The 17,831-nt window shown below is 34.8% G+C and carries 5 protein-coding genes; 3 read left to right on the top strand and 2 right to left on the bottom strand.

Going from position 1 to position 17,831, the window contains the following annotated elements; all coding sequences use genetic code 11:
* Positions 1-32: 32 nt before the first annotated feature.
* The gene (locus KMW28_RS20095; protein ID WP_169666348.1) at positions 33-6,863 is read right to left on the bottom strand and encodes a PKD domain-containing protein; all 6,831 of its coding nucleotides are present in this window, start codon (positions 6,861-6,863) and stop codon (positions 33-35) included.
* Between the two features lie 541 nt (positions 6,864-7,404).
* On the opposite strand from KMW28_RS20095, the gene KMW28_RS20090 reads away from it, so the two are divergent.
* Together KMW28_RS20090 and KMW28_RS20085 are read left to right on the top strand one after the other, a co-directional pair.
* Positions 7,405-13,365, top strand: coding sequence for an alpha-2-macroglobulin family protein (locus KMW28_RS20090; RefSeq protein ID WP_169666346.1), 5,961 nt, complete (start codon positions 7,405-7,407; stop codon positions 13,363-13,365).
* A 66-nt stretch (positions 13,366-13,431) separates the two neighbouring features.
* Positions 13,432-14,418 carry an energy transducer TonB gene (locus KMW28_RS20085; protein WP_169666344.1) on the top strand — a complete coding sequence of 329 codons (987 nt, stop codon included), beginning with the start codon at positions 13,432-13,434 and terminating at the stop codon, positions 14,416-14,418.
* Positions 14,419-14,615: 197 nt separating this feature from the next.
* On the opposite strand, the gene KMW28_RS20080 is transcribed toward KMW28_RS20085, so the two are convergent.
* On the bottom strand, positions 14,616-15,929 hold the full coding sequence (locus KMW28_RS20080) for an Lcl C-terminal domain-containing protein (protein ID WP_169666342.1): 1,314 nt from the start codon (positions 15,927-15,929) through the stop codon (positions 14,616-14,618).
* Between the two features lie 221 nt (positions 15,930-16,150).
* Here KMW28_RS20080 and KMW28_RS20075 point away from each other — a divergent pair, with 221 nt between their 5' ends.
* Positions 16,151-17,809 (top strand): hypothetical protein, encoded by a 1,659-nt coding sequence (locus tag KMW28_RS20075; RefSeq protein WP_169666340.1) that lies wholly within the window; start codon positions 16,151-16,153, stop codon positions 17,807-17,809.
* Positions 17,810-17,831: the final 22 nt, after the last annotated feature.

Raw genomic sequence — 17,831 nt, 5'->3', positions numbered from 1 at the left:
TCAGAAATTAATCTGATTCCCTTTGTAGTTAGTTATTGGTGTTTGATAATTTTCTTATCTATAAACTGACCATCGACTTTCATCCTTATGATGTATAATCCATTGGCCCATTTATTTTCCAATTCGATCAGACCTTTTTGATCTGATTCCAAAAGAATATGTTTTTTAAGCACACCAACTAAATCGTAAACCCATATTTCTTCTAAACCTTCTATCGCTTCGATATAAATCGATGTCGAGAATGGGTTAGGATAGACTTTCAAGTTCAATTCTTCTTCTAAGTTTAGAGTCGCACGTTTTCTGGCATTTGCAGTATTTCCACAACTAGGTGCAGTTGCACTATTCGTGAAATACAAGGTTTGTTTACCAGTGATTTCCACCAATACGAAATCATTACCTTCCATAGTAGCATAGTAAGTACCGTCCATTTCTGGTATTCCTGAAGAGGTAAACGTAAGTGTTGGCTGTGCATCGGCCAAAGTATGGGTGATACTAGACGTTAGATCAACCCACCAACTTGGTACTCCATTGCTTGTATTAAGAGAGAATTGCCATAATCCATTATTCGCTAAACTCCAGTTAATAGTTGCATCTTTTACCTGATCTAGATTCCAGGAATCATTTCCAAGTACATAGATATGTTCGTAGGTCACGTTCGATAAATCAGGAATTGCTGTTGCCGAAGGAGTTCCGAAAGCACAACTTGGAGCATTTGGATTAGCATCAACCGTAATGGTTTGTAAAATACTTGCAGTTCCACCTCGACCATCTTCTACGGTTAAAGTGACCTCATGTACACCCACACCGAAAGTGGCAGAAGCAGTGACTCCTGTTGCAGGAGAACCTCCACCAAAATCCCAAGTGTAAGTCAAAGGATCATTATCTGGATCCGAAGAGGTGCTCGCATCAAAATCGACTGTCAAAGGGGCAAAGCCTGAAGTGACAGAAGAAGTAAATGCTGCTGTCGGTAATTGATTCGCATCTTGTACAGAGATAGTAATAGAATCCGTTGATGTTAGCCCGCTATCATCAGTAACTGTTAAATATACTTTTTGATTTCCAACTTGAGTGAAAGTATAATTCGTGAGTGCAGTAGTTACTGTTGTTCCATCAATTTCCCATAAATAAGAAGCAATCACTCCATCCATATCACTTGATGTTGATCCATCGAAAGAGACTACCAAAGGAGCTTCTCCACTGCTTACGTCAGTAACTATTTTAGCTATTGGAGGTACTTGATCCGGCAATACATTAATATCAATTACTTCTTTGGAAGATAGGCCATCAGCATCGGTAACAGTTAATGTCACGCTTTGGGTTCCTACTGTTGTGAAGGTATAAGATGTGATACTATCAGTACTAGTAATTCCTCCACCGAAATCCCATAAATACGTTAGAGAGGTACCTTCGGGATCTGAAGAAGCACTTGCATCGAAATCGACAATTAAAGGACTTTTTCCTTCTGTAGCCGAAGTGACTAATTGTATTTTAGGTGGTTGATTGACATTCACGGGCTCAATACCCCACACCAATTCTCCTTTTCTGTATAAAGTAATTTTTACATTAGGGCCAAAGCTTGTCTGAGCTGCATTAAACGAGAAATCATTGCTCTGATCGTTCATTTGATATCCCGATTGATGCATTCTCAATTGTATCTCACCGGTATTAGATTTGGCATTCAACATTCCTGAAGAAGCAAAACCAAGTTCTACGAATTGCTCACCTTGATAAGTGGCGAAAGTTCCACTCACACCTTTTACACTACTGTAATCGGTACCAAAACTCATTGGTGCGACTTCTTCGTTCGAGAACCAATATCTGATTGTAAAATCATCCAGAAGCACAGCATCAGCAGAATCGTTATGGATTCGAAGTACTGGTTTTAGTTCCTGTGTAAGTACACCTGCAGAATTATCTCTGTATTGAATACTGAAAGGTGTTTGAGGCATATTGGCAAATAAAGGATCGACTGTAATAGTGATGCTTGCTTCTAAGCCATGATTGGTACCATCGGCATTTACCAATATCAATTTTAAGGTATGATCTCCCCCTGCAAGTGCAGTGATAGGAATGGATGCCAATGTATAATGTGATGAATGGTAAACATCATCAATATATAAATCGACATGTGGTCCGTCAGGGGTAATATCAAATTTATATAGAGAGAATCTGATATCGAAATCTGGTCCAACATACCCACCATTGGAAGGTGAGTTAAATATAGCAGTAGGTCCTTCTGGCAAGGGATCATTCGTGACATTCACCCAGATAGAATCGGTAATGTCTGTAGCTGAATTATCGCTTCTTTCCATTAAGAAAGTAAGTAAATGAGGACCTTCTGATAAGGCCGAATTGTCTTGAAATACGCTATCTTCTGTAATTAAACCGCGATCACTTCCATCAATTTTAAATCGGAGTTTATATTCTGTCGAAGGTAACGACCAATTTTCTGTTTCGAAGAAGATTTTTAAAGGAGCATTGACCAATTCGTTGTCTGTTGGCGATGTGAAATAAATATCGGGTAGTTGTTTAACAGGAGTGTCAGCATCTCCACCATGCAATGTCCAAATAACAGCTGCGTCAAACATTTTCCATCCATCTTCTGAGAAAAGGTGCATAAACTGATCTCGAAGCGGGAAGGCCAACCTTCTCGAAGAAGCGATTCCACTTTCTTGATCATATCCAAATAATATAGGTTGACCCTCTGCTTCTAATATTACCGTTGCTTCTACTGAAACATTGGCAAAGGGTAAGAATTGTAGTACGCTATATAGTTCTACAGAATCTGCGGCCGAAATACCGCTTACAATTGGGTGAAGTGAATTAGCTATACTAGCTTTTGCATGACCGTTGGTGGTAAATCCATAACCTAAGTCGAGATCTCCATCGGCCAATCCAAGTTTATTGTACATGAATGGATCCCAAGTCATCACAGGAATAATCGTTCTTTCGATATTTTGTCCAATGATACTTGGCTCTACTGTTGATGACACTAAAATGAGATCGTAGGCATTGGTCATTGTTGGTCCAGAAACGTCGTTATCATCAAAAACATGAACATTGAAACCAAACTGTTGCTGAATTCTATTTTTGATAAGTAAATCGTCTGCCGATAGGTTTTTATCTCCAACAATAAACATCACATCTATCACGCCTTTATAGGTAGTTTCAATTTCTGGAGTAAGTGATGAGGTATTTCCATTATTATAGAAAATACGAGCATTGAGTTTGTAGTTTTTCCATACTACAGGAGTCCATGCCCCTACAAAAGGAGCTGTTTCTACAGTACTTACTAACTCTCCATCAACATAATATTCTACTTTAGTGATGTCTGGTAAAGCACTACTTATTTCTAATGGAATCTCTTTGTTTTTATCAATAACTTGCCCATTAGCAGGAGAAACAATTTGAGAAACTTCTGGCAAATCAGAGATCGTTTCTGTTCCATCAATTTGTTTTAGATAACTGATCAGTTGGTCCATCTCTTTAGGACTTAAAGTAGAAGTAGCTCCATGTCCATCCGTCGGGTTTTTCGAGAGGAAAACATCTTCTAAAGTAAGTGCCGAACCGTCGTGTAGATAAGGAGCAGTGTTCCAAACGCCTCTTAAGGTGGGAGTATCTATACCCAATAAATCTTTTCCTAATCGGTTTCCGCTATTGGCATTTTGAGTACCGACATCGTGTCGAATGCCTAAATTACTATCTGTAAAATGATCTCCACCATGACAGCTAGCACATTTTAATTGTTGGAAGATCTGTTTTCCTGCAAGTCCATCTGCGGTTAGCGTTCCATCTTCTTCTTTGTAAGGACTAGAAGCAAAACCATCCAACGATTCGATGTAAGCTACTAATGCATCAAGGTCTTGAGAAAGGCCTGCTTTTGGAGTTCCTAAAGTGAGTGCATTTGTTTTATCATGGAAATCAGCATCCGTCATAAATCCTTGTCCGTTGAAATTATTTCTGATATCGTTTTCAAAATCATGAATTTCATCGAAGTTAGCAGACCAGTGAACAGGACCGTGTGCAGTACCAGCCCTACCTTTCAAAGTGATTGTATTTCTAAGGCCTTCACCACGATCAGAAAAATCCCAAACTCTACCATCTTCCGCACCGTCGTTATGACAAGAAGCACAGCTAATATACCCATCGCTACCCATTTTCTGATTGGAAGCATCGTAGAAAATCTGTTTTCCTTTTAGCACCTGAGCTGTAAGTAATTCGGTGGTCACTGTAGAGATTGTTGCCAATTCTTCTAATTGAAGATTACCGTTCTTTACCATAGCATCGGCATCGAAGACAGAAACAGTTCTATCCATAAAGTTTTTGACGAATAGTTTGTTAGTGACTTTATCAAATACCATCCCTTGAGGTGCAAGCCCAACATCCTTTTGTAGTAATTCCAATCCCTTTTTAGGATCAATTACTACTACATGATTATTGCCTTGCATCGTCACCAAAACATAGTTTCCATTAGGTGTATGTATAACCGATGAAGGCTGACCATGATTATCGATATCCAATCGATCGCCAAGAATTTCTGATGATAAACCAAGATCTAAATGAGAAATAGCGGTTCTTACTGAGTTATCGAAAGTAAGTGGTTTTCCATCTCTCATTCCTCCTCTAAGTACATTGTCTTTTTTACCAACCGTCCATGCATTCCCTCCATTAGGGTGAATACTAATACCAGAGATATAATTAGGAATACCTCTACCTTGATTACCGTTATCGATAGAAAAATCATCAATAGGTAAAGCAATATCCGTATTTAGTGAAAAGGTGGTTAAATCGATCTCCCACACTTTTCCTTGGTCTTGAGGTGAGATAAACTGAGTTACATAAAGCGTATTGGTAGTTGGATCTATTGCCATTGCTTTTGGAGTGGATCCAACTGTTATGCTTTGAGTAATCGAGTAATCTACGGTGGATAATTCGATCACCTTACCGCTACCATATCCGGCAACAAAACCTCTAGAACCATCTGAGTCAAACACTACACCAAAAGGCGATGTTCCTCTTGGTAAACTAATTATCTGATCGACCACTTCTGTATCAGCATCGATTACATAAACTTTGTCATTATCCCGGCAAGTCACCCAAATTTTGCGGTTGCCGTCCATTGCAATGCTTACAGGATCTGTTGATACGGGTAATTCTTTCACAAAAGTCATTAAATCAGCATCAAGAATACTGACAGAATTATTATCTGGATTAACCACCCAAACGTTTCTTTTTAGTTCATCAACTAGAATAGGAGATGATTGTGTTGGAAGCTCAAGAGGTACATCAGTAATAACATTTACATGAAGTGATTTTACAGAAAAACCACCATTATTATCAGATACTTGCACTTGAACAGTGTAGTTTCCTGCTGATGCATAAGTATGACTTACCGCTTCACTTCCCCAAGATGTCTGAGGTGAACCATCGCCAAAATCCCATCTATAAGACATGGTCTGATTTTCAAAATCTGAAGCAGCAGCTGTAAAATTCACCTTATTACCAGCAAGTAAAGGAGAAGCTATATCCATATCGATAGCAGATATTTCAGGAGATTTATTTGATGCATCACCGCCAGTTGTGAAGTAAAAAATGTATTCTTCCATTCCATTACCCACAGCATCTTTGATACCGCCTTCTATAAATTTCACCTCATAGGTTGTGTTAGGAAGTAAAGCCTCTCTTGGAGCATAATTTACTACATTATAGGATGTAGACGTCACATCTCCTGCAATAGGAGCTCCCCCAAGAGGGCTAACTTGAATTGTTTTGTCAGTTAGCGTAATATCTTGTAAAGTCTCGTTGATAACGAAACCCAAAGTACTGGTCACAGGTAAATTGGTTGCACCTGCGGCAGGGAATTGAAAACCAACTGTTGGAGGTTTAGTATCCAAACCATCTTGGTGACAAAATATGGTAGTTTTACCATCTCCACTTGCCACCAATATATGTCCGAGGGGCATCCATTGGTTATCGATAAACTGTAGCACCTCGTCGTCTGAGGCTGGGGTGAACTCAAGTTCTACTTTCATAGTTTCGAAATTGAATTTCACCCCACGGTCAAATCTTCCAGAAAATCCGTATTCATCTTGGAACATCATATAGCGTCCAAGTGTTATTTCGTCTGATGATAAATCGAATGCATGTTTTACGTTGGTTGGGTCTGAGATATCAAAACCCACCATACTATTTACTGCTTCGTTACCACTCATGTATATAATATTATTTCGCCATACTTGTATACCAGTACTGTATTGTTCGTGGGGAATATCACCTCCAAAAGAGCCTAGGAATTTTACGTTTGTTGGATCTCCAAAATCGTAAACACTCATAGCTCCAGTTTGTGGGATATAGAAAACGTAATTACCTATACGCATCACGATATCGGGTTTTGCGATGGCTTCAGGCATTGTACCAAGGAACTCACCCGATCTCATATCGTAGATTCGGTTACCATCGATAGTATGAGGAAAAGTTTCTAGTTTGTCGTAATGAGGGTTGCCAGATTCAACAGTGTATAAAACGTCTGAAGTAGTAACAGGCTTTAGATCTAACATGTTCGACATGTCTAAATATTTATATCCAGTACCATCGGTTTGTGGTACCGAATATTCTCTCCAATACAAGTCGTTAATTTTCCACCATCGGTGACCGTTGTTGGCTCTTTCATCGAATTGTATTCTTTTAGGAGTAGTTGGACTAGAGACATCCCAAATTCCAGTACCGGCCTGTCCGGCAATCATTAAATAGTTTCTGTGATAGGTGTTGATTCTGTCCCCTTCAGGGAAGTGGGCCAAGAAAGTACCTGCAGGCCAGGTTTGGGTGGTCATTGTTGGGCCCATTTCACCATTGTACTGGGCCATTACATGAGCGTGTGTGAAGTAGCTAATCAACACAAAAAGTAAGATTCTTTTTATGTGAAAGCTTTTAGTTAATAAACGTTCCATCATCAATTATTATTAATAGTGGTGATAAGAAGTTCCTAGCCTTAAATGCAGTTGCTTTATTTAGTAGAATAGAAAAATAAGTAGCAAAAAAGTGTCGTATTCTTATCAAATAATTAAGTGAATGATGATTACCGCAGAATGCTATTTAGAAATTTTTAGTCGTAGTAATAGTGTTCATTCATTTCATACATCGTGGTAATAATTCATCATTTTTTAATAATAATTGGTGATAATTTAAATTGGAAATAAAGTGGTTTTCAATATTACTACAATAATACGTAATTATTACACTTTAATTTCTAAGAGGGGGTACAAGGTATTTTTTTGAGGATTGATATTTTGAATTATAATCTATTGAAAGTATAGTATTTATGAATTCTTTTGATTAGAAAATATAAGTTTATAAATTGTAATACAAGGTAACAAACAAGCTTACTCTCAAAAAGCAAACTAACTTATGAAATCAATTTTTTTAATCATCAAAAGATTATTTTTTTTATTCTCTTTTTTTATTTTTTGTCAATCTACATGGGGGCAAAAACTTTTAGAGAGCAGACAAACAAGTGTACATACCTATGTTTTTCAGCTTTCCCAAGAGGAAGCGAAAACAATCTATAAAGAGGGAGTCTCTGAAATTGATGAAACCTATTTTCATACCCTAGTAGACTCCTTTGCCACCGATGGATATTATGCTAAAAACCTACCTGAAGGTCATTATCTCTATGCTTTTGCGAAAGGTGGAGAGTTGGAATCGAGTGTAGTCACTGTAGAAAATCTTGATGTATTTATAGTACAAAACAGCACGGATCTTATTGTTCAGTTATTTGATATTAACGGTGCATTGGTTACAGATGCAGAAGTGAAAGTGAAAAATAAAACACTTCGTTTTGATAAAAAACTAAAAGCATTTGTAGATAAAAAATCAGATAAAAAGGGATTATTAGAAGTGACCTATAAAGGATTTACTACTTATCGAAATCTAGAGAAAGATATCAAGTACTCTAGGTTTAGAAGAGGTATTAATAATGTTCTGTTCCGTTCACCTTTAAAGTATGTTACAATACCTGTCAATTTTATCATACATATTCCCGTTGATGGGGTGAAATCGATTTTCAGACGTGGAACATATGGTACCATAAGTAGAATAAAATACTTTTCGATACGAACCTTCGAGAGGGTCGCCTGCATATTCGATGACTATTACTGTAATGGAGGAAGTTATTACAGTAAAAAATATCACGGTTATTTTACATTAAGTCAACCAAAGTACAAGCCAGGAGATACTTTAAAACTCAAGGCCTTTATTACGAATAAAAAAGGAAAACCAATTAAAGGAAATGTACATCTTTTTATTAGGGATGGATATGGTTATCGTTCATCGAATAAAAAGCCCGTAAAAATGATTGTCCCATATGTTAAAGGCGGGTATAGCTTTGAATTTCCTCTCGATTCTTTAAACCTCACTTTAGATAAACGATATACGCTATCGCTTGAAACGGAATATGAAGATGAGTTTCTGTCGACATATTTCTATTTTGAGGACTATGAGTTAGGGAAAAATAAGCTGCATGTTCGAACAGATTCAGAAAAACAATACAAAGGAGAAGATCTGAAAATGTACATCAAAGGGACTGATGAGAACGATTTACAGTTGATGGATGCGAGAGTGGAAATTGATGTCATTAGTCGTAATGTGTTGAATTATTTTGATGACTCTGTCTTTATCAAAAATAAAATTACATCCATAAAAAAAGATCTGAAGCCTCAAGGAGAAACAGAGGTTATCATTCCAGATAGTTTATTTGAGAATGTGAATATGAAGTATACGGTCAAAGTGAAAATGTTTACTTCTGATAATGAAAACATTATTGAGAAAAGAGACTTTCATTACTTCTCAAAAGAAAAGTATTTTGATATATCACTTCAGGCAGATTCTATTCACTTCGACTATTTTGAGAACGGGAAATCAAAAGCAGAGAAAGTAGAAATAACGGCTTACGATAACTTCGGAAATCAGACCTCTATTTTTGAAGGAGAATTGCCGTTTGCTACTGCAGTGTCTTCTTACTATTCAGATTATAAGATGAAAAATGATAGTCTTTCTAGTTATTTACGATTGCACCAAGAGTCTCCAATGTTGTCTTGTTATACGCATCGAACATCAGATTCCGTTTTTATACAAATCGATAACCCTAGAAAATTACCCTTCGATTATCATATTTATAAGAAGAATAATAAAAAGGCAGAGGGATATTCAGATAGTCTAAACTATGCGAAAAAGGCTGCTCATCTCCAGAACTACTACATCATGCTGAATTATTTGTGGGGAGGAGAAATGAAAACTGAAAACTATCTTATCCCTATTGCTGAGAAAAAACTAAATGTAGAAGTAAAGGAACCATCATTAATTTACCCTGGTCAGAAAGCAGAAATAGAAGTGTTGGTGACAGATTATAAAGGGAAACCTGTAAAGAATGTGGATGTGACGGCTTATTCTTTAACGAATAAGTTCGATGCACAAGCTCCTGAGTTAAATGATTTATCAAAAAGGAAAAAGGATAAAAAATTGATCAATAATTTTTCTGTGAATGATATAGAAACTAATAATTGCTCATTAACAATGGATTACCCTACTTGGAATGCTTTGGCTGGTTTAGATTCTATCGAATACTATCAATTTCTTTATCCATCCGACAGTATGTATTATACTTCCTATCCAGTAGAAGATAGTGTGACTCAGTTTGCACCTTTCATTACAAATAATGGAAAAGTAGAACCTATCAAAGTGGTGTATGTAGATGGTAAACCTGCTTATTTTTCTTTCACGAGTGTTGCAAAACCCTATTCTATTTTAGTGAGTAGTGGAAAACACAATCTTAGAATCAGAACAGAAAGACAAGAAATACACATTGATTCGGTTTATTTCGAAAAAGGGAAGAAAACGATTATCAGTGCGGCAAATGAACATGGAAATGAGCGTATTCAAGTGAGGGAAAAGTTAACCTTTCCAACGTCTTCAGAAGAGAATAATTTAAAGAGATATCTATTCTCTTTTAGAAATACCTTTAATGGTAAATATGCTTTTCTTGAGAATTATGATGAGCTACATTTATTGGGAACATCTTTGGCAAAATCTAAAAATAAAAGATTTACCACAGGTCCTGTATTAGGTGACTATAAGTTTAATCTCATCAATGAATATGAAACTCATTTTAATCAAGATTATCAATTTGAATTTGAGTTTGGTAATCAGCTTCTCAAAATGAGAGAAGTTAAACGATATGAATTTGGCTTAGATAATTGGGATTTTCAATTAGATGATGAGGTATACACCTTGGAGAAAATCAATAAAATGTGGGAACAAGAGGTAGCACTTTCGAAAATAAAAATCCCAACATATCGCAATCCTAGTAGTACTGAAGAAGGTAAAGGTACACTCAATTTTAAACTGGAAACTTACGGGGAGAGGAAGAATGATTTACTATTGAATGTAGTCATGATGAAAAATGATGACATCAATTTTATAAGGGTGTATCAGGGAGGTAAAAAAGAGTATTCGATACGTAACCTTGAAGAAGGAGGCTATAAATTGATTTTATTTTTTAATGGAGAAAAATACCATATCGAAGACGAAGTTTGGGTTAAAAAAGATGGTATTAATTATTACTCTTTTGATTTTCCTAGAGAATTTAAGAAAGACAATTTCAGTAAAGAGGTAAGTAAAATAATTGAAAAAATTATCTTTGAACCTTCACAGAATTACTATAAAAAACAAGAAAGACTCGAAAGCATCACTAAGAGTTACCAACGAGAATATGGCTATACAGGAGAAGGGAAAGTAGTCTCTGGCTATGTTTTAGAAAAAGATACCAACGAGCCTTTACCAGGGGTAAACGTTTTGATAGAAGGAACAACTTATGGTACTGCAACAGATTTTGATGGTTATTACGAGCTTAGAACGCCATACTCTGGTATCTTAGAATTTAATTACATCGGTTATGAGTTTGTTGAAATAGACCTTATGGATAGAAGCACAATAGATGTTCTTTTAGAACCTTCTTTAGAACAACTAGACGAAATTGTTGTAATTGGTTATGGTACTCAGAAAAAGTATGAAATTACTGGATCTGTAAGTTCAGTGACTTCAAGGTCTTTGTATGGTCAAGTAGCTGGAGTTAGCGTGAATGCTACTCCTGGCAGTAGTCCAAATATAACTATTCGAGGTGTTTCTTCTACAGCTAAATCAGGAGAACCATTGGTCATCATTAATGGAAAAGTATTTACCGGGGACTTCGCAAGTATAAATAAAAATAATATTACTTCTATTGAAATCCTTAGTGCTGAAAAAGCGGGAGGAATATACGGTACTCGAGCAGTACATGGAGTGATGATTATTAGTATGTCCGATGAAGAAGTCGCAAAAATGGGCTTAAAGCTAGAGGATAAGAAAGTCGAAGATCAGTTAATTGTACAAAGTGATGCGACAAATTCCCTAAGAGATAACTTTAGTGATAATGCTTTCTGGCAACCTCAATTAACCACCGATAAAGATGGAAAAGTGAAGTTCGAAGTAGTTTTCCCTGATGATATCACGAAATGGGATACCCACTACTTGGCCATGAATAATAAAAAGCAAACCGGTCAAGTATCAAGTGCTATTAAATCGTATAAACCGTTGATGACTCAATTGAACTTACCAAGATTCTTGGTGGCAGGGGATACGGCAATGGTTTTGGGTAAAACTTTAAATTACTCACCGTCTACAGTCAATGTATCTGTTGATTTCTCTGTAGATGATCAAAATATCATTCAAAAAGAAATGGAGATTGAAGACATTCATATCGATACGGTATCAGTGACTTCTAAAGCTGATTCTCTTCATTTAAAATATACAATCAATACTTCATCAGGTTATTTTGATGGAGAAAAGCGCAGTATTCCTGTTTTCCCAATAGGTCTGGAAAAAGCTAAGGGTACTTTCTCTGTTTTGGATGGAGACACCACTATTCAATTATCATTTGATGATAATGAGAGTAAAGTCCAATTGTATGCGACATCAGATTACTTAAATATAGTGGAAGATGAAGTCCGTTCTTTAATTTCTTATCGATACTTATGTAATGAACAATTGGCTTCAAAACTCAAAGCACATTTAGCGCAGATGAAGATCGCTAAGTTTAAAGGGAAGAAGTATAAAAAAGAGGGTGATATTAAAAGGATCATCAAAAAGATAGTAGAAAGAGCAGATAAGAAATATAGATGGGGATGGTGGCCTAATTCAGCAAGTAGTCAATGGATTACTCAACATGTACTTGAGGCATTACAGGAGGCTGAACGTTTAGGTTTTAAGGTCGAAATAGATAAAGAGGTCATCACTGATGATTTAGTCTATCGATTGGCAGTATCTAAATCGAAACATCAAAGAATTACACTTATTGAAACTTTATCGTTGTTAAATGCAAAAGTCGATTATCAAAAATGGATTGATGAAATTTATGAGATGGGTAAACTAGATCTTTATCAGAAATTACAATTGATGAAGGTACAGGCTCAAAGTAGCTTATCGTATTCAATGGATACGGTGGCTGCATTTAAGCAAGTGACTATTTTTGGAAATTACTTTTACTCGGATACCACAAAGCAATACCATTATACGTGGAGAAACCCAATTGTAAATAATGATGTGCAGAATACTTTGTTGGTGTATCAAATATTAAAATTAGACTCGGTAAATGACCATTCTTCTGAATTGAAAAAGATGAGAAATTATCTTTTAGAAAAACGATCGGAAGGAAATTGGGGCAATACGTACTCATCAGCGAATGTGGTAGAAACGATCTTACCTGATTTGTTGGATGCCGATGGAAAAGAACGATCAACCAAACTAGTAATCTCTGGAGATATTCAGGAAACAGTATCGGAATTCCCTTACGAAAAGACGCTAGAAAATGTACATCAAATAACTATTGAAAAAGAAGGGACTTTCCCTGTGTATTTTAGTTCCTATCAATATTATTGGGATGAAAACCCTGAGAGAAGAGCCGATGATTTTATCGTCAATACTCATTTTGAAGGCATCGAAAACGATAGGTTAGAAGCAGGGGAAAATGTTACGCTAATTGCAGAAGTAGAGGTGAAAAAGGAATCGGATTATGTGATGATCAATGTGCCGATACCTGCGGGTTGTTCTTATGCTTCCAAAAGACAGTCGTATTATGGGGTGGAAGTGCATAGAGAGTATTTTAAGAATGAAACGGCGATCTTCTGTAAGAAAATGCCGAAAGGGAAGTATACTTTTAAGATCGAATTGGACCCAAGATATTCGGGGGAATATCACTTAAATCCGGCCAAGGCGGAGTTGATGTATTTCCCTACATTTTACGGAAATAATGAGTTGAGAAAGGTGGGGGTGGAGTAGATCGATCCTCACTGAATATCATCTTTTTTAAACAAACAAACTTTATTCAATAAATTGAATTTTTATATGAAACAATTGATTCTGACTATTCTATGCTCTTTATATGTAGTTTTTTCTTTTGCACAGGATAAAATATTTTTAACGAAACATAAATATGTTACCAAAGATGAAAATAATGCAAAATATTATATTCTATCAGAAGAAGGCAATTTTAATGGACAAACCTTTGAACATTCTGTCTATTATTTAAATGGTCAATTATATCAATTTTATAATACAGAAAAACCAAAATTTAATAGTTCAGAAATGGGGTTATTTATTTCTTATTTTGAAAATGGGAATAAAATGGAGGAAGGAGATTACCTCGATTATGAAAAAGTAGGAGTTTGGAAAAAATACCATGAAAATGGGCAGTTGAATTTAGAATATGAAATGAAATATATCGAAGATCCAGCTTCACAAAAAATGCTATTAATTAATGGATGGGATAATACTGGAGTTCAAACATTGACTTTTGGGACAGGGTATATTCGGTTCAATACTTTAAAATCAAATGTTATACACAGTGGTGATGGAGAGCTTAGGATTACTGTTGAAGGCAATGTAAAAAAGGCTTTAAAAGACGGCTTATGGAAAGGAAAGTTATCATCTGGTGATAAATATTTTGAGGAAAATTATTTAAGAGGGGAATTAATTAGAGGTGTCAGTTGGGATATTAACACGAATGAATACACTTATTCTGAAATAGAAGAAATGGCTAGTTACCCAGGAGGTTTATCAAAACTATATAGATTTATAGGAAAAAAATTAAGATACCCATCAATCGCTAAGAAAAATGGAATCCAAGGTAAAGTCTTTGTTAAGTTTATTGTTCTTGAATCAGGTGAAATAACTAATCATAAAGTAGTGAAAGGCGTACATTCATCACTTGATGAAGAGGCCTTAAAAGTAATGAAAATGGTAAAAGATTGGATACCTGCAAAACTTAGAGGTCAGAAGACGAAACAAATATTTGTATTGCCAATTAGTTTCAAGCTTGGAGGATATTATTAAATAATTTTTCCAACATCAAAGTATGTTTTAGACATGGGTTTTGCCTTCTTGAAAAATTGATTCTAAAAACCTTTATGAATTTCTAATTCAGATAGAACATAATTGATGAATTGTCAATATTGATAAAAATAAGAGAAGTCATACAAAATGTTGTATGACTTCTTCTGTTTTAAACTAAAACCAATCTGTTCACTTGACTAAATATTTCTGACTAATCTGACACTGTTATAAATTCTTACGGCATCTCCTTGTGGCCCTTTTCCATCTTTAAATTTTGAAGGATTACCCGATTTTGGATCACTTCTTTGACTTCCCGGACCATGTATATCTATCCAATTTGCAGGTAGATTAGAGATTTGATTATTCTCTTCTCTAGGTGGAGGTCCCATTGTCCTATTCTTTCCATTGGGTCCACGTCCCTCTGGTCGTTTTGGCATATTTCCTAATGACTTTCCAAAAGCAAAATAGACAGCAGCTCCTCCACCATTTTTTCCTTGTCTTTCGTGGGTAGTACTACTCCAAAAGAAAGCGTAATCGTTCTCATTTTTTTCGTTTTTAATTGAGGTAATATCAAATATTGGATGAATAGCAGGAGCTCCAGAAGAGTGGTTGGCTCTTTCATAGTCAACGATGCTTTGTAGTTCTTTAGCATCAGGTAGTCGCCAATCAGAATACCCTCCTAAATCACTTTCTTCAGCATACTTAAGAGCTTCTTTCCAAGTCATACTCTCTCTAGCATCACTTTTTTGCCACATTAATCCAGTATTAACATCAGAGATGCTACCGTTGTTATTGTCTTTAAAATCGTTTTCTCCATATGCTTCATTTCCTCGAACAAGGAAGTAATTAAATTTTTTAGCTTTTCCATGTAATTTTTGACCATAACCTTTAATACGCCCATCGGCGAAATTAACGCCATATATTAGTGTTAATTCTCCTTCGTGTATTGTAGATGTTACACATTGAACATCAATTAATCGTTCGCCAGCGGAAGCATCACCATAAGCAAAATCGAAGTAATCTGTATTTATAAATGGTTTTATATTGCCTGAATTATTTGCTTGAGGATTTAGATCTTGACCATCAAACATGATGAGAGAATACAATTCTTTTATCGTAGGTAATCTCCAATCGTTGTATCCGCCTGTATTTGCCTTATTGACTTCTTTGATAATGTCTTTATAGGATAATTTATCGTTAACATCAATCTTACCATCCCCATTGTGATCTAAAGATTTTTGCCACATTAATCCCGTGACTAGGTCGGTAATAGTTCCGTCATTATTATCTTGATATTGTGGACTGTTTCCAAGGTGATTAGCATTTTGGCCATAAAATGCATCTCCTTTTTTTGGCAAATCAATTACCTTTTTATTATCAAATGATTTGGTTTGATTCGTTCCTACAATAGGATATTTTAAATTGTTTTTTGATCCTCTATTTAATGTATAAGAAGTACCAATAAATAGAATCAGAAAGGCATTGAGCAGTATTATATATCTTTTTATCATTTCAATTTGATTTTTTGTGATGTTTCAAAAGTAGAAAAGGGATTGAGAACGTGGGAATTAATTCAACGAAGGTGGGGAGATTTTCAATGAAAGAAAATAAATAATCTTAATATGTGTGAACGATGTTATACGGCTTCAAATAAATAAAAAAATGGTACTATTATTTCGGATAATTATTTAGAGCTAATTTTTTCAATTTATTAATTACTAAAGCCTTAATTATGTCGTATTACTCAAAAAGTGGTAGATTTTTTTATCTATTATTACTCTGTACATCTATTTTTCTATTTCAATCTTGTAGTAAGGAAGAAGATGTACCAAGCAAACCTGACTTAACATCTGATTTTGTACTTAGTGTTGATAGACCAAACTCGTTTCTTAGAGGAAGTGAGACTTTAAAAATATCTATAAGTTCAGAAAAGGAGTTATCATTTGATATGAACGAAGTGACCCTGACAAATGGAAGTACCACTCTAGAAACTAGTTTAACAAATAATTCAGATTCTTATGCCATAGAATTTGATTCTAAGCAGCTTGAGGAAGGTTTCCAACAATTATCATTAGAAGTGATTTTAAAAAGTGATGATTTAGATGAGAATATATCTTTAAAAGAAGTCTTTGAAGTTGAAGTAGATAATTACTTGCCTGTTTATCAGTATCTGTCAGGATACGTTGATAATTTAGGGGTTCATGAAGAAGAAAATGAGGTGGAAGATGAGGATTATTATTTAAATTATCAATATGATTATGAGAAGCAAGTTTATTTTGCTGATGATAAAAAAAATCCTATTTCAGAAGTATATGATGTATCAACTTTCAATGATAAAATTAAAATAGAAATACCTGAATCTAATGAAAGTCAAAACTTCTTCTTTGTTGATGCAACAAGAAGAAAAATAGAATATAGGAGTAACCCTGATAACTATTCAGCTACACTGTCTACTCTTTTAACTTATAATAATATTACTTCTGCAGATTTAGAAGAACAAATATATGGAGGGGAAGTTAATTCAAATGATATTAAAATTGTCATAAAAGTAGCAAATGCTGTAATTGACAATTCTATTTTAAGTAGAAACTTTGTAGACCCTAAAACTGAAGGAGATTATACATATTATGACATTGTTTCTGTGGGATTGAATTTTCATAATATCATAACAGATGTGTATACTATTTATTCTAATGATTATAGTAAAGGTATTTCTATATTACCAATTTTATATTCTGATAATACTGAAATAGTTATTGAAGAATCTGATTTAAAAGATGCAATTCAAAGTGGATATTATGATATATCTCAATTTTTCCCTTCTACTTTTGGAGTTATAGACTTAAATGGAGAAGAGGTCTATTATTCCAACTTTATAAGAAAAAACACTTCTGAAGGAGTAATTTCATATGTTTACCTACCAAAAGATTCTGAAATAAAAACATTTTCACTCTCAAAATTTGTTGTTGATTATGATAATTTCATGGATTATTATAGTACGATACTTTCGAACACTTTAATGATTGATTGGTCAAGAACAGATTTCATTACTAATATCAATCATGAATTATATCAAAAAGATGGAATATATTCTATTACAAGGAAAGACTTTATGTATGATGAAGATCTTCTAATATTAGAAGGGATTTTTAATACAGGAATGGAAGGTAAATTTACTTTGTCATCGAATGTAATAATAAAATCAGCACCTGGTGATAGTGCTGTTGAATTGGATATTAGTTCAGGAATAAAAGCAAATGAAGTATTCAATAAACATTTTGAGAATATATCAAGTAATTCAATTAACAGAATAATTTCTACTTATGAAAGGAATTCAATTCCGCGTAAAGAAGGATATTATAGGATTAATGAAAACTTGCAATTGAACTAATAATTAATAGTTAAGTGTAATA

The organism is Flammeovirga yaeyamensis, assembly GCF_018736045.1.
GTDB classification, from domain to species: Bacteria; Bacteroidota; Bacteroidia; order Cytophagales; family Flammeovirgaceae; genus Flammeovirga; species Flammeovirga yaeyamensis.
Note: the sequence above shows the minus strand (reverse complement) of the source record. Positions and strands in the feature narration are given on the sequence as shown.

What these genes read in the sequence shown, in the direction of transcription:
- KMW28_RS20095 (WP_169666348.1), bottom strand. Translation starts at nt 6,863, where the DNA reads ATGGCCCAGTACAATGGTGAAATGGGCCCAACAATGACCACCCAAACC.
- KMW28_RS20075 (WP_169666340.1), top strand. Translation starts at nt 16,151, where the DNA reads ATGTCGTATTACTCAAAAAGTGGTAGATTTTTTTATCTATTATTACTC.
- KMW28_RS20080 (WP_169666342.1), bottom strand. Translation starts at nt 15,929, where the DNA reads ATGATAAAAAGATATATAATACTGCTCAATGCCTTTCTGATTCTATTT.
- KMW28_RS20085 (WP_169666344.1), top strand. Translation starts at nt 13,432, where the DNA reads ATGAAACAATTGATTCTGACTATTCTATGCTCTTTATATGTAGTTTTT.
- KMW28_RS20090 (WP_169666346.1), top strand. Translation starts at nt 7,405, where the DNA reads ATGAAATCAATTTTTTTAATCATCAAAAGATTATTTTTTTTATTCTCT.